Consider the following 14952-nt stretch of genomic DNA (forward strand, 5'->3'; position numbering starts at 1 on the left):
GACGCAATCCGCGCGGTCCACGGCCGGACTCGGAAAGGCCCGCGATCCGGTTCCGACCGCGGAATCGGTACGATTGACCGCCCGCACCCGCTACGCGGCCGGCGCGCGCTCGTCCAGCGCACCGTTGGCGGCGGCCGAATCGTGCCCGGCCGCCACGCCGGCCGCGGCGAAACCGTCCGGCAACCCGACCACGCGCACTTCGCGCTGCGGAAACGGAATCGAAATCCCGTGCTCGCTGAAGAGCCGCCAGATGTTGCGGTTCACGCTCGAACGCACGCCCGACGTGCCCTTCGCCGAATCCTCGATCCAGAAGCCGAGCTCCAGGTCGATCCCGTCCGCGCCGAAACTCACGAGGTACGGGGTGGGCGCCGGCTCGGCCAGCACGCGCGGCACGTCCTTCGCCGCGTCGGCGAGCAACGCGAGCGCCTGCTCGACGTCGCTCGTGTACGCCACCTGCACCGCCACCTTCGCATAGCCGCGCGTCAGGTACGACGACTGGTTTTGCACAACGTCGGTGATCAGCTTCTCGTTCGGGATCAGCGTCTCGTTGCCGTCGAGGCCGCGCACGACCGTGTAGCGCGTGCGGATCTGGGTGACCACGCCCTGCAGCCCGCCGACGCTGATCGCATCGCCGAGCCGCAGCGAGCGGTCGAGCAGGATGATGAAGCCCGACACGTAGTTGCTGGCGATCTTCTGCAGCCCGAACCCGAGGCCGACGCCGACCGCGCCGCCGAACACGCCGAGCACCGTCACGTCGATGCCGACGAGCGACAGCCCGATCAGGATCGCCGCGAACACGAGCAGCGCGCGGCCGACCCGCGACAGCACGACCTTCAGGTTCGCGTCGAGCGTGCTCGCGCGCGACAGGCGATCCTCGAGCACCGAGCCGAGCCACATCGCGACCATCAGCGTCACGCACACCCACAGCGCGCCGGAAATCACCGACAGCAGCGTGAGGTGCGCGGTCGCGACGCGGAACTGCACGCTGTCGAGCCAGCCGAGCACGTCGCGCTGGATGCCGAGCACGGTCATCACCATCGCGGCCCACACGACGGTCGACACGATCTTCTCGACGATCGACAGCCATGCGTGCGTGTGGCCGTCACGCGCGAACACGCGCCGCGCGAAGAAGAACAGCACGTAGATCAGCCCGATGCCGAACAGCGGCACGAGCGCGAGCGACAGCAGCGACGTCGACATGAACGGGTCGAACGCGAGCTGCGCACCGCCGACGAACACGCTGCCGAACAGCGGAAACAACGCGCGCTTGAGGCTTTGCGCGCCCGCGCCCGGCGCGCGTCCGGCCGCCCGGCGCCGCGCATCGATCCGGCCGTGCACGAAGCGCGCGGCGACCCACGCGAAACACAGCGCACCGACGAGGATCGCCGCCTGCCAGATCATCACCGGCTGGTGGAAATCGCGAATCACCGAGGCCAGCCGGTGCGACAGCAGGCGGCTCTGCAGGTTCTCCATCGTCCGGGCGGTCGTTACTGCGCCGCGCGGCGCTCGAGCACCGCGGCGAAGAAGCCGTCGGTCGCGTGACGGTGCGGCCACAGCGACAGATAGTCGCCCGTCTCGAGCTCGATGCGCTGGTCGGCCAGCACCTTCTGCGCCGGCACCAGCACGAAGTCCGGATGGTCGGCCAGGAACTGTTCGACGATGCGCTCGTTCTCGGCATCCAGCACGCTGCAGGTCGCGTAGACGAGCCGGCCGCCCTTCTTCACGAGCCGCGCGGCGCTCGCGAGGATCGACGCCTGCTTCGGCGTCAGCTCGTCGATCGCGGTGCGCGTCTGGCGCCATTTGAGGTCCGGATTGCGACGCAGCGTGCCGAGGCCGCTGCACGGCGCGTCGACCAGCACGCGGTCGATCTTGCCGGCGAGGCGCTTGATCTTCGCGTCGTGCTCGCTGTCGATCAGCACCGGGTTCACGTTCGACAGCCCGCTGCGTGCGAGGCGCGGCTTCAGCTTCGCGAGACGCTTCTCCGACACGTCGAACGCATAGAGGCGCCCGGTCGAGCGCATCATCGCGCCGAGGGCGAGCGTCTTGCCGCCCGCGCCCGCGCAGAAATCGACGACCATCTCGCCGCGGCGCGGCGCGACCAGCGAGCACAGCAGCTGGCTGCCTTCGTCCTGGACCTCGATCGCGCCCTCCTCGAACAACTTGAGGCGCGTCAGCGCCGGCTTGCCGACCACGCGCACGCCGAACGGCGCGAACGGCGTCGCGCCCGCATCGATGCCGCTCACGCGCAGCGCTTCGATCACCTGGTCGCGGCTTGCCTTCTGCGCGTTGGCACGCAGGTCGAGCGGCGCCGGGTAGTTCAGCGCGGCGGCGAGCTGCGCGAGCTCCTCGGCATCGAAACGCTCCGACAGCGCCTGGTGAATCCAGTCGGGCAGGTTGGTGCGAATGCGCACCGGCAGGCTCGCCGGATCGATCTTCGACACGTGCTCGAGCCACGCGGACTCGGTGTCGGACAGGAACGGCTTCAGCGCATTGCGGCCGACCGTCTGCATCAGGCCGAGCAGCGTGAGGCGTCGCGCAGGCGTGCCGGTGCCGCTCTCGGCCAGGTGCGAAAACTCCATCTTCCGGCGCAGCACCGCGAACACGGCCTCGGCGATCACGCCGCGCTCCGCATGCCCGAGCTTCGGGTGCGCGCGGAAGAACCGGCTCGTCGTCGCGTCGGCGGGGCCGGCGAACTTCAGCACCTCGGCCAGCAAAGTCTCGGTCTGGCCGATCAGGAATCCGTGCAGCTTCATACGCCCTCACTCGTTTCGGTTTGCGGTTGGTCCGCGAAAATCCAGCGCGCCTCTTCGGGCGCCACCACTGCGCGGCCGTTCTCGAGGCGCAACCGCCCGTCGACGAACCAGCGCACCGCACGCGGATACAGCACGTGCTCGACCGCCAGCACGCGCTGCGCGAGCGCGGCCGCGTCGTCGCCGGCGCGCACGGGCACCGCGCCCTGCGCGACGATCGCCCCGCTGTCGAGCTCGGGAATCACGAAATGCACGCTCGCGCCATGCAGCGCGACCCCGGCGTCGAGCGCCTGCTGGTGCGTGTGGATGCCCTTGAAGCTCGGCAGCAGCGACGGATGGATGTTCAGCAGCCGGCCCTCGTATCGTCTGACGAATGCGGGCGTGAGGATGCGCATGAAGCCGGCGAGGACGACGAGATCGGGCGAGAAGCGGTCGATCTCGGCGGCGAGCGCCGCGTCGAAGCTGTCGCGGCCGTCGAACGACCGGTGGTCGACCACCGCCGTCGCCACCCCGTGCGACGCGGCAAAAGCCAGTCCGGCCGCATCGGGCCGGTTGGCGATCACGGCGGCAATCTCGGCCGGCCAGCGTTCCTGCGCGCACGCGCGGACGATGGCCTCCATGTTGCTGCCGCGACCGGAAATCAGGATCACGAGTTTTTTCATCCGCGAATTTTACCATTCGCCCCCGCGTTTCCCGCCTTCTCGGCCGCCGGCCCGCCCGAACGTTTATAATCTTCTGCTTTGCGGCATCCCACCGCCCATTCCCCCGACGCTGCATCCGCTATCGTGAAAGTCTTCCGCGGCCTGCCCAACGCCGAGAGCCGCGCCCCGTGCGCGCTGACGATCGGCAACTTCGACGGTGTCCATCGCGGCCACCAGGCCCTGCTCGCGCGCGTGCGCGCGGCAGCGGACGCGCGCGGCCTGCCCGTGTGCGTGATGACGTTCGAGCCGCACCCGCGCGAATTCTTCAATCCGGCCGGCGCGCCGCCGCGCATCGCGATGCTGCGCGACAAGCTCGAGGCGCTGCGCGATCACGGTGTCGACCGCGTCGTCGTCGAGCACTTCAACCACACCTTCGCGAGCCAGTCGCCGCAGGCGTTCGTCGAGCGCACGCTGGTGAACGGGCTGCATACGCGCTGGATGATGGTCGGCGACGATTTCTGCTACGGCGCGAAGCGCGCGGGCACCTTCGACACGCTGAAGGCGGCCGGCGAGCAGCACGGCTTCGAGGTCGAGCAGATGGGCACGGTGGCCGGCAGCGACGGCACGCGCATTTCCAGCTCCGGCGTGCGCGCGGCGCTCGCCGCGGGCGATCTCGACGCGGCCGCTCAGGCGCTCGGCCACGGCTACGCGATCAGCGGCCACGTCGCGCACGGGCTGAAGCTCGGCCGCGATCTCGGCTTCCCGACGCTGAACCTGCCGATCGCGCACAAGCGGCCGGCGCTCGCGGGCATCTTCGTCGTGCAGGTGCACGGCCTCGGCCCCGAGCCGCTGCCGGGCGTCGCGAGCCTCGGGCTGCGCCCGACCGTCGACGATTCGGGCCGCGTGCTGCTCGAAGTTCACCTGCTCGACTGGCACGGCGATGCGTACGGCAAGCTGATCCGTGTCGAATTCCTGAAGAAGCTGCGCGACGAGGCGAAGTTCGACGATCTCGAGGCGCTGTCGCGCGCGATCGCGCTGGACGTCGCGAATGCGCGCGCGTACTTCATCGAACGCGACCGTGCGCCGGGCAGCCGCGCGACGGGCTTCGCGACGTCGGCTACCGACCGAATTAGCTGATCCGGACGGCGGCGCGCGGGCGCCGCCCCCCTCGCGCCGCCCTCTCGCGCGCATCCCCGATTCACGACGCCCGAGCGTCCCCCGATTGAGATAGCGATCCCATCATGAGCAACAAGAAAGCCGATTCGAAACCGCAGGCCAAGTATCCGGTCAACCTGCTCGACACGCCGTTCCCGATGCGTGGCGACCTGCCCAAGCGCGAGCCGCAGTGGGTCAAGGAGTGGGAAGAGCGCGGCATCTACGACAAGATCCGCGCGGCCAGCCAGGGCCGGCCGAAGTTCATCCTGCACGACGGCCCGCCGTATGCGAACGGCGACATCCACCTCGGCCATGCGGTCAACAAGATCCTGAAGGACATCGTCGTCAAGTCGCGCAACATGGCCGGCTTCGACGCGCCGTACGTGCCGGGCTGGGATTGCCACGGGATGCCGATCGAGATCCAGATCGAGAAGCAGTTCGGCAAGTCGCTGCCGGCGGCCGAAGTGATGAGCAAGGCGCGCGCATACGCGACCGAGCAGATCGAGAAGCAGAAGGTCGGCTTCAAGCGCCTCGGCGTGCTCGGCGACTGGGCGAATCCGTACAAGACGATGAACTTCGTGAACGAGGCGGAAGAAATCCGCGCGCTCGGCAAGATCATCGAGAAGGGCTACGTGTACCGCGGGCTGAAGCCGGTGAACTGGTGCTTCGACTGCGGCTCGGCGCTCGCGGAAGCGGAAGTCGAGTACAAGGACCGCACCGATCCGACGATCGACGTGATGTTCGCGTTCGCGGAACCGGAAAAGACCGCGCAGGCGTTCGGCCTGCCGGCGCTGCCGCGCGCCGACGGCGGCATCGTGATCTGGACCACCACGCCGTGGACGATTCCCGCCAACCAGGCGCTGAACCTCCATCCGGAAATCGTCTACGCGCTGGTCGACACCGAGCGCGGGCTGCTGATCATCGCGGAAGAGCGCGTCGAAGCCTGCATGAGCGACTTCAAGCTGACGGGCCGCATCATCGCGACCACACCCGGCGTGAAGCTCGCGAACCTACGCTTCCACCACCCGCTCGCATCGGCCCACCCCGGCTACAAGCGCACCGCGCCCGTCTACCTCGGCGACTACGTGACGACCGACACCGGTACCGGCGTCGTGCACTCGTCGCCCGCGTACGGTATCGAGGACTTCATGTCGTGCAAGGCGCACGGGATGACCGATTCCGACTTCATCAACCCGGTGATGGGCGACGGCCGCTATATCGAATCGCTGCCGCTGTTCGGCGGCCTGTCGATCTGGGATGCGAACCCGAAGATCGTCGACGCGCTGAACGCGGCCGGCTCGCTGCTGCGCAGCGAGAAGTACACGCACAGCTACATGCACTGCTGGCGCCACAAGACGCCGATCATCTACCGCGCGACGTCGCAATGGTTCGCCGGCATGGACGTGACGCCGCGAGACGGCGGCAAGACGCTGCGCGAAACGGCGCTCGAAGGCGTCGACGCGACCGCGTTCTACCCGTCGTGGGGCAAGCAGCGCCTGTTCAGCATGATCGCGAACCGTCCGGACTGGACGCTGTCGCGCCAGCGCCAGTGGGGCGTGCCGATGGCGTTCTTCGTGCACAAGGAAACCGGCGAGCTGCACCCGCGCACGCTCGAGCTGCTCGAGGAAGTCGCGAAGCGCGTCGAGCAGTCGGGTATCGAGGCGTGGCAATCGCTCGACCCGCGCGAGCTGATCGGCGACGACGCGAACCTGTACGAAAAGAACCGCGACACACTCGACGTGTGGTTCGACTCGGGCACGACGCACTGGCACGTGCTGCGCGGCTCGCACAAGGATCAGCTGCAGTTCCCGGCCGACTTGTACCTCGAAGGCTCGGACCAGCATCGCGGCTGGTTCCACTCGTCGCTGCTGACGGCCTCGATGATCGATGGCCGCGCGCCGTACAAGGGCCTGCTCACGCACGGCTTCACGGTCGACGGCGAAGGCCGCAAGATGAGCAAGTCGCTCGGCAACGGCATCGACCCGCATGAAGTCGCGAACCGCCTCGGCGCGGAAATCATCCGCCTGTGGATCGCGTCGACCGACTACTCGGGCGAGCTCGCGATTTCCGAGGAAATCCTGAAGCGCGTGACCGAAGGCTATCGCCGCATCCGCAACACGCTGCGCTTCCTGCTCGCGAACCTGTCGGACTTCGACTTCGCGCAGCACGCGGTGCCGGTCGACGAATGGCTCGAGATCGACCGCTATGCGGTCGCGTTCTCGCAGCAACTGCAGACGGAACTGCTCGGCCACTACGAGAAGTACGAATTCCACCCGGTCGTCGCGAAGCTGCAGACGTACTGCTCGGAAGACCTCGGCGGCTTCTACCTCGACGTGCTGAAGGATCGCCTGTACACGAGCGCCGCCGATTCGCGCGCGCGCCGCTCCGCGCAGACCGCGCTGTACCACCTGACGCACGGCTTGCTGCGCGTGCTCGCGCCGTTCCTGTCGTTCACGGCGGAAGAAGCGTGGAAGGTGTTCCAGCCGGCGAGCGACACGATCTTCACGGAGACCTACTATGCGTATCCGGAAGTCGCCGGCTCGGCCGCGCTGATCGACAAGTGGGCGCTGCTGCGCGACGTGCGCGGCAACGTGACGAAGGCGCTCGAGGAAGCGCGCACCGCGAACCGCATCGGTTCGTCGCTGCAGGCCGAAGTCACCGTCCATGCGAGCGGCGCGCGCTACGACGCGCTGACGAGCCTCGGCGACGACCTGAAGTTCGTGCTGATCACGTCGGCCGCGACGGTCGTCAAGGTCGACGACGAAGCGCAGGAAAGCGTCGACGTGGCCGCGTCGAAGTACCAGAAGTGCGAGCGCTGCTGGCACTACCGCGAAGATGTCGGCGCGCACGCCGAGCATCCGACGCTGTGCGGCCGCTGCTTCTCGAACCTGTTTGAAAACGGCGAAATCCGGAGCGCTGCGTAAATATGGCGAAGACCCTGTCGAAACCGGCCAGCGGCGCGCTCGCGCCCTGGCTCGGCATTTCGCTGATCGTGATCCTGTTCGACCAGCTGTCGAAGATCGCGATCCTGAAAACGTTCGCGTACGGCGCGCAGCATGCGCTGACGTCGTTCTTCAACCTCGTGCTGGTGTACAACCGCGGCGCCGCGTTCGGCTTCCTGTCGACCGCGAGCGGCTGGCAGCGCTGGGCGTTCACCGCGCTCGGCGTCGGCGCGACGCTCGTGATCTGCTTCCTGCTGAAGCGCCACGGCCACCAGCGGCTGTTCAGCGTGTCGCTCGCGCTGATCCTCGGCGGCGCGCTCGGCAACGTGATCGACCGGCTGGTCTACGGTCACGTGATCGACTTCCTCGATTTCCATCTCGGCGCGTGGCACTTCCCGGCGTTCAACCTTGCCGATTCCGCGATCACGATCGGCGCGGTGCTGCTGATCTACGACGAGCTGCGGCGCGTGCGCGGTTCGCGCTGAGCGCGCATACTCCGTGTCGACGGCCGGCTTCGCGCCGGCCGTTCCGTTTGACCCCAGGAGGCCTGAGTTGGCACACGCAGAACTCGCAGGAAAACACCTCGTTCTCGGCCTGACGGGCGGCATCGCCTGCTACAAGATCGCCGAGCTCACGCGGCTGCTCGTGAAGGCCGGCGCGACCGTGCAGGTCGCGATGACCGACGCCGCCACCCAGTTCATCACGCCCGTCACGATGCAGGCGCTGTCGGGCCGGCCCGTCTATACGAGCCAGTGGGACGCGCGCATCGACAACAACATGGCGCACATCGACCTGTCGCGCGAAGCCGACGCGATCGTGATCGCGCCCGCGTCGACGGATTTCCTCGCGAAGCTCGCGCACGGGTTCGCGGACGATCTGCTGTCGACGCTGTGCGTCGCGCGCGACTGTCCGCTGCTGGTCGTCCCCGCGATGAACCGCCAGATGTGGCAGAACCCGGCCACGCAACGCAACGCCGCGCAACTGCGCGCGGACGGCGTGTCGGTGCTCGGCCCGGATTCGGGCGCGCAGGCGTGCGGCGAAGTCGGCGACGGCCGCATGCTCGAGCCCGAGGCGATCTATGAGGCGATCGTCGCGCACTTCGCGCCGAAGGTGCTCGCGCACCGGCGCGTGCTGATCACGGCCGGCCCGACGTTCGAACCGCTCGATCCGGTGCGCGGCCTGACGAACCGCTCCAGCGGCAAGATGGGTTTCGCGCTCGCGCGCGCCGCGCAACAGGCCGGCGCCGACGTCCATCTGGTCGCCGGGCCGGTCGCGCTCGACACGCCGTGGGGCGTGTACCGCCAGGACGTGCAGACCGCGCAGCAGATGTACGACGCGGTGATGCATGCGGTCGCCGATGCCGACATCTTCATCGCGGTGGCCGCGGTCGCCGACTGGCGCGTCGACCAGCCGGCCGAGCAGAAGATGAAGAAGACGGCCGACCGCAAGATGCCGGCGCTCGCGTTCGTCGAGAATCCCGACATCCTCGCGTCGGTCGCGGCGCTGCCCGATGCGCCGTTCTGCGTCGGCTTCGCGGCCGAAAGCGGCGACCTCGACGTGCACGGCGACGAGAAGCGCAAGCGCAAGAACGTGCCGCTGCTCGTCGGCAACCTCGGCCCGCTGACGTTCGGCCGCGACGACAACGAAGTCGTGCTGTTCGAGGCCGCCGGCCTCACGCGCCTGCCCCGCGCGCCCAAAGACGAACTCGCGCATGCGCTCGTCGCGGAAATCGCGAAGCGCCTGCCCGACAACCGCCTGATCTGATCACCCGCGCGGCGGCGCGTGCCGCTGCGCCCTTCCCGACCGATTCGACGACCGCATGAAACTCGACCTGAAGATCCTCGACGCGCGCATGCGCGACTACCTGCCCGCCTACGCGACCACCGGCAGCGCGGGCCTCGACCTGCGCGCGTGCCTCGACGCACCGGTCACGCTGCAGCCGGGCGAGACCACGCTCGTGCCGACGGGCCTCGCGATCCACCTTGCGGACCCCGGCTATGCGGCGCTGATCCTGCCGCGCTCGGGCCTCGGCCACAAGCACGGGATCGTGCTCGGCAACCTCGTCGGCCTGATCGACTCCGACTACCAGGGCCAGTTGATGGTCTCGACATGGAACCGCGGTCAGACCGAGTTCGTGCTGAACCCGTTCGAACGCCTCGCGCAGCTCGTGATCGTGCCGGTCGTGCAGGCGCAGTTCAATATCGTCGACGAATTCACCGAGAGCGATCGCGGCGAAGGCGGCTTCGGCAGCACCGGCCGCCACTGAACCTGAGCCACGCAGCACGAAAAAAGGGGCCTCGCGGCCCCTTTTCTTTGGCACGCACCCGTCACTTGCCGGCTGGTTGCGCGATCCGCGCGGGCACCGGTTCGCGACGCCGCGCCTGCGTGATGCTCGCATAGGCGACCATCGCGACCAGCACGCCCGACAGCACCACCGACGAGCCGACCGTGCCGAGCGCGAGGCCGCCCTTCGCGACCGGCTTCGTCAGCAGGTCGCCGACCGTCGCGCCGAACGGCCGCGTGAGCACGAACGCGGCCCAGAACAGCAGCACGCCGGAGAGGTGCGTGAAGTAGTGCGCGAGCACGATCGCCGCGAGCAGGCCGCCGATCAGCAATGCGCCGCCGCCGAAGCCGAGCCCCGAGCTGTCCGCGAGGAAGTCGCCGAGCGCGGTACCGAGCGTGTTTGAGAACAGGATCGCGATCCAGTAGAGCAGCTCGACCTTGCGTGTACGGATCCGGTCGACCGACAGCGATTCACCGCTGACGCGCCAGACCGCGAAGATCGCCAGCAGGATCGCGACGAGGATCGACGAGCCGGCCGCATAGCCGAGGCCGAGCGTGCGATCCATGAAATCGGACATCGTCGTGCCGGCCGTGCTCGTCGCGACGATCACCGCCCAGTAGATCGCCGGGCGATAGCGCGTCGTCCTGAGCTGGGCGCCCAGCGTCACGAGAAAGAAACCGAACAGCAGGATCGAGCTGACCGCGTAGCCGACGTTCAGCGTCATCGACAGCAGATCGCCGCCGGTCTCGCCGAGCGTCGTCGCACAGATCTTCATGATCCAGAACGCGAGCGTGATTTCGGGAAGTTTGTTCATTCGAACCCCTTTTTGCAGGAAGCGGCGTGCCGGTGCGGACCGGCACGCATTGCAGACAGGATCGAATGTAGTCGCCGCTCGCTTAACGGAACCTTAGCGACTGGAGAACCGCGTGGGCGGCCGCACCGGCGCGGTCAGCGCGCGTGCTGGTGCCGGTAATGCAGTGCGTAGGCGAGCGTCAGCAGCACGACGAACACGACGCCGACCACCATCGTCATCCGGAATTCGCGCGTGAAGGCGGTCGTCAGCAGGATCGCCGCGACGAGCCCCGCGCCGAGCAGGCTGCCGAACGGGTGCCCCCACATCCGGAATGCGAGTGCGGGGCCGCGATACTGCGAGCGGAACCGCAAGTGCGTGACGAAGATCATCAGCCACGTGAACAGCGCGCCGAACATCGCGATCGCCATCATCACGGTGAACGCGGTGTCGGGCGCCACCGCGACCAGCACGGCCGCCACCGCGACGCCGCTCGTCGAGATCCACAGCGCCGCGCGCGGCACGCCGTTCGCGCCGAGCCGGCCGAACACCGCGGGCGCGAGGCGCGCGCGCGACAGGCTGAACATCATCCGCGTCGTCACGTAGAGCTGGCTGTTCATCGCCGACAGCGCCGCGATCAGCAGCACGAAATTGATCACGCCGGCCGCATACGGCACGTGCGTCGCGGCCATCACCTTCACGAACGGGCTTTCGTCGGTACCGGCCTGCGTCCACGGGACGATCGCGAGCATCAGCGACAGCGTCAGCAGGTAGAACAGCACGAGCCGGAACACGGTCGAGCGGAATGCGCGCGTGACCGCGTGCTGCGGATCGCGCGCTTCGCCGGCCGCGATCGCGACGGCTTCGATGCTCATGTAGCTGAAGATCGCGACGATCGCCGCGACCCAGGTGCCCCACGGTCCCTTCGGCATGAAGCCGCCGTGCGCGGTGTAGTTCGCGAAACCGATGCCCGACGCGGCCGGCGCCGCCCACACGAGATAGGCGCCGAGCACGATGAACACGACGATCGCCGCGATCTTCAGCAGCGAGAACGCGTATTCGACCGTGCCGTACAGCGTGACGCTCGCGAGGTTCACCGCGATCAGCAGCGCGGAGAAGCCGATCACCCAGTACCAGCCGGGCACCGCCGGGAACCAGTACTTCATGAACACGGCGATCGCGCTGATCTCGGTGCCGATCGCGAACACGACCGCGAACCAGTACGCATAGCGCACCAGGAAGCCCGCGAGCGGGCCGACGTAATGCTCGGCATACGCGCCGAACGAGCCGGCCGTCGGATGCGCGACGGTCATTTCCGCGAGCGCGCCCATCAGCAGCAGCGCGATCAGCGCGCCGATCGCATAGGAAACCAGCACGCTCGGGCCGGCGAGCCCGATCGCGAACCCGCTGCCGAGGAACAGCCCCGTGCCGATCGCGCCGCCGATCGCGATCATCGCCATCTGCCCCGACGTCAGCGCGTGGCGCAACCCTTGTTCGCGCGCGACGATAGCGTCGAACGACCGTTGTTGTTGTGTCACTGCGTTACCACTCCCCTGCACCACCATCGCGCCGCCGGCGCCGGATAAAACGAAACGGCGCGGAGACCTTCCCGCGCCGTTCGCATGAACAACGAATTATCGCTTACTCGACTTCGACCGTCTCTTCGTTCGGCTTGTGCGGCGGATTCGCCAGCTTGTCGAACGACAACTGCACCTTGTCGCTTTCGTCGACGTCGACCGTCACGTGGCCGCCGTTGAGGAGCTTGCCGAACAGCAGTTCGTCGGCCAGCGCACGCCGGATCGTGTCCTGGATCAGCCGCTGCATCGGCCGCGCGCCCATCAGCGGGTCGAAGCCGTGCTTCGCGAGATGCTTGCGCAACGCGTCGGTGAAGAGCGCGTCGACCTTCTTCTCGTGCAGCTGTTCCTCGAGCTGGATCAGGAACTTGTCGACCACGCGCATGATGATCTCCTCATCGAGCGAGCGGAAGCTGATGATCGCATCCAGGCGGTTGCGGAACTCCGGCGTGAACAGGCGCTTGATGTCGGTCATCTCGTCGCCCGTTTCGCGGCGCGTCGTGAAACCGATCGTCGCCTTCTGCATCGACTCGGCGCCCGCGTTCGTCGTCATGATGATGATGACGTTGCGGAAATCCGCCTTGCGGCCGTTGTTGTCCGTCAGCGTGCCGTGGTCCATCACCTGCAGCAGCACGTTGAAGATGTCCGGATGCGCCTTCTCGATTTCGTCGAGCAGCAGCACGCAATGCGGCTTCTTCGTGACGGCTTCGGTCAGCAGGCCGCCCTGGTCGAACCCGACGTAGCCCGGCGGCGCGCCGATCAACCGGCTCACCGCGTGACGCTCCATGTATTCCGACATGTCGAAGCGGATCAGCTCGATGCCGAGCGTGAACGCGAGCTGGCGCGCCACTTCGGTCTTGCCGACGCCCGTCGGGCCGGAGAACAGGAACGCGCCGATCGGCTTGTCCATCTTGCCGAGACCCGCACGCGCCATCTTGATCGAGGCCGCGAGCGCGTCGATCGCCGGATCCTGGCCGAACACGACGCTCTTCAGGTCGCGGTCGAGCGTCTGCAGCTTGCTGCGATCGTCCTGCGACACGCTTTGCGCCGGCACGCGCGCGATCTTCGAGATGATTTCCTCGATCTCGCTCTTGCCGATCGTCTTCTTCTGCTTCGACTTCGGCAGGATGCGCTGCGCGGCGCCCGCCTCGTCGATCACGTCGATCGCCTTGTCCGGCAGGTGACGGTCGGTGATGAAGCGTGCCGACAGCTCGGCCGCGGCCGACAGGGCGCCCGACGAATACTTGACGCCGTGATGCTCCTCGAAGCGCGACTTCAGCCCGCGCAGGATCGCGACCGTCTGCTCGACGCTCGGCTCCGTCACGTCGACCTTCTGGAAGCGCCGCGACAGCGCCGCATCCTTTTCGAAGATGCCGCGATATTCGGTGAACGTCGTCGCGCCGATGCACTTGAGCGTGCCCGACGACAACGCCGGCTTCAGCAGGTTCGACGCATCGAGCGTGCCGCCCGACGCGGCGCCCGCGCCGATCAGCGTATGGATTTCGTCGATGAACAGGATCGCGTGCGGGCGCTCCTTCAGCTCTTTGAGCACCGTCTTCAGGCGCTGCTCGAAATCGCCGCGATACTTGGTGCCCGCGAGCAGCGCGCCCATGTCGAGCGAGTACACCTGCGCGTTCGCGAGGATGTCCGGCACTTCGCCGCGCGTGATCCGATACGCGAGCCCTTCGGCGATCGCGGTCTTGCCGACGCCGGCTTCGCCGACGAGCAGCGGGTTGTTCTTGCGGCGACGGCACAGCACCTGCACGACGCGCTCGACCTCGGGCTCGCGACCGATCAGCGGATCGATGCGGCCGTCCTTCGCCATCTGGTTCAGGTTCTGCGTGAACTGCGCGAGCGGCGTTTCCTTCTGCGCATTCGCGTCTTCGCTTTCCGCGTTCGCGTCGGTCGACTTCGCGGCTTCGCCGTTGTTCGTCTTCGCGATGCCGTGCGAAATGAAGTTCACCACGTCGAGGCGCGTGACGCCCTGCTGCTGCAGGTAGTACACGGCGTGCGAATCCTTCTCGCCGAAGATCGCGACCAGCACGTTCGCGCCGGTGACTTCCTTCTTGCCGTTCGACGTCGACTGGACGTGCATGATCGCGCGCTGGATCACACGCTGGAAACCGAGCGTCGGCTGGGTATCGACATCGTCGGTGCCCGGGACGGTAGGTGTGTTGTCGTGGATGAAATTGCGCAGGTTCTGACGCAGGTCCTCGATGTTGGCCGCGCACGCGCGCAACACCTCGGCTGCCGTCGGATTATCCAGCAGGGCCAGCAGCAGATGCTCGACCGTAATGAACTCATGGCGCGCCTGGCGTGCTTCCATGAACGCCATGTGCAGGCTGACTTCCAATTCCTGGGCAATCATGCTTCCTCCATCACGCACTGCAGCGGATGCCCTGCCTGCCGCGCATGGGTAACGACTTGCTCAACCTTGGTCGACGCGATGTCCCGCGTATAGACCCCACAAACCCCTCGCCCTTCGCGATGGACCTTCAGCATGATCTGCGTGGCCGTCTCGCGATCCTTCTTGAAATACTCCTGGACCACCATCACGACGAACTCCATCGGCGTGAAGTCGTCGTTGAGCAGCACCACCTTGTACATCGAAGGCGGCTTGAGCTTCTGCTGCTTGCGTTCCAGGACGGTACTGTCCTGCTTGTCCGGGATAATCGCCATACACCCATTCTAAACAACTCGGACAGGCCCGCAATCCTGCCATTACCCGACCGACCGGCCGGCGCCCTCCCCGGTATCCCGGAACACGCGCTCGTCTTCGCGCCATACGAAAGCCGGCTGCGGTGCCGGCTTTCACG

At 67.4% G+C, this 14952-nt stretch carries 12 protein-coding genes; 5 read left to right on the forward strand and 7 right to left on the reverse strand.

All coding sequences use genetic code 11. The annotated features are described in order from the left end of the window. Nucleotides 1–90: 90 nt before the first annotated feature. Genes H0X90_RS11210 through purN form a run of 3 tightly spaced genes read right to left on the reverse strand, consistent with a single transcriptional unit; the run spans nt 91 to nt 3412 of the window. A complete protein-coding gene (locus H0X90_RS11210) occupies nt 91–1473 on the reverse strand; it encodes a mechanosensitive ion channel family protein (RefSeq protein WP_077188804.1) in 1383 nt (460 codons plus the stop codon). Between the two features lie 14 nt (nt 1474–1487). Continuing rightward, nucleotides 1488–2753, reverse strand: a complete 1266-nt coding sequence (locus H0X90_RS11215) for an RsmB/NOP family class I SAM-dependent RNA methyltransferase (protein ID WP_006488956.1) — start codon at nt 2751–2753, stop codon at nt 1488–1490. Further along, nucleotides 2750–3412, reverse strand: a complete 663-nt coding sequence (gene purN, locus H0X90_RS11220; protein ID WP_006496140.1) for a phosphoribosylglycinamide formyltransferase — start codon at nt 3410–3412, stop codon at nt 2750–2752. Before purN ends, H0X90_RS11215 begins: the two co-directional genes overlap by 4 nt. Nucleotides 3413–3535: 123 nt before the next feature. Here purN and H0X90_RS11225 point away from each other — a divergent pair, with 123 nt between their 5' ends. From H0X90_RS11225 to dut, 5 genes are all read left to right on the forward strand, one after another. Beyond that, nucleotides 3536–4528 (forward strand): bifunctional riboflavin kinase/FAD synthetase, encoded by a 993-nt coding sequence (locus tag H0X90_RS11225; protein WP_006488971.1) that lies wholly within the window; start codon nt 3536–3538, stop codon nt 4526–4528. Between the two features lie 104 nt (nt 4529–4632). Then, complete coding sequence (gene ileS / locus H0X90_RS11230) at nt 4633–7470, forward strand: isoleucine--tRNA ligase (RefSeq protein ID WP_006488953.1); 2838 nt, start codon at nt 4633–4635, stop codon at nt 7468–7470. A gap of 2 nt (nt 7471–7472) precedes the next feature. Further along, complete coding sequence (lspA, locus tag H0X90_RS11235; protein WP_006488949.1) at nt 7473–7973, forward strand: signal peptidase II; 501 nt, start codon at nt 7473–7475, stop codon at nt 7971–7973. 67 nt (nt 7974–8040) lie between these two features. Beyond that, entirely contained in the window at nt 8041–9252 is a 1212-nt protein-coding gene (coaBC, locus tag H0X90_RS11240) for a bifunctional phosphopantothenoylcysteine decarboxylase/phosphopantothenate--cysteine ligase CoaBC (RefSeq protein WP_048984467.1), read from the forward strand. Between the two features lie 55 nt (nt 9253–9307). Then, on the forward strand, nt 9308–9754 hold the full coding sequence (gene dut / locus H0X90_RS11245) for a dUTP diphosphatase (RefSeq protein ID WP_006488961.1): 447 nt from the start codon (nt 9308–9310) through the stop codon (nt 9752–9754). A gap of 61 nt (nt 9755–9815) precedes the next feature. Here dut and H0X90_RS11250 read toward each other — a convergent pair whose 3' ends face one another. The 4 genes from H0X90_RS11250 to clpS form a co-directional block, all read right to left on the reverse strand. Further along, a complete protein-coding gene (locus tag H0X90_RS11250) occupies nt 9816–10586 on the reverse strand; it encodes a membrane protein (protein WP_048984465.1) in 771 nt (256 codons plus the stop codon). A 134-nt stretch (nt 10587–10720) separates the two neighbouring features. Next, entirely contained in the window at nt 10721–12100 is a 1380-nt protein-coding gene (locus tag H0X90_RS11255; protein ID WP_077188803.1) for an amino acid permease, read from the reverse strand. 103 nt (nt 12101–12203) lie between these two features. After that, the gene (gene clpA / locus H0X90_RS11260; protein ID WP_006496143.1) at nt 12204–14504 is read right to left on the reverse strand and encodes an ATP-dependent Clp protease ATP-binding subunit ClpA; all 2301 of its coding nucleotides are present in this window, start codon (nt 14502–14504) and stop codon (nt 12204–12206) included. Continuing rightward, complete coding sequence (gene clpS, locus H0X90_RS11265; protein ID WP_006398529.1) at nt 14501–14815, reverse strand: ATP-dependent Clp protease adapter ClpS; 315 nt, start codon at nt 14813–14815, stop codon at nt 14501–14503. Before clpS ends, clpA begins: the two co-directional genes overlap by 4 nt. Between the last annotated feature and the right edge of the window lie 137 nt (nt 14816–14952).

The sequence above is a fragment of the Burkholderia sp. 9775_39 genome (genome assembly GCF_015712225.1).
Lineage (GTDB): Bacteria > Pseudomonadota > Gammaproteobacteria > Burkholderiales > Burkholderiaceae > Burkholderia > Burkholderia cenocepacia.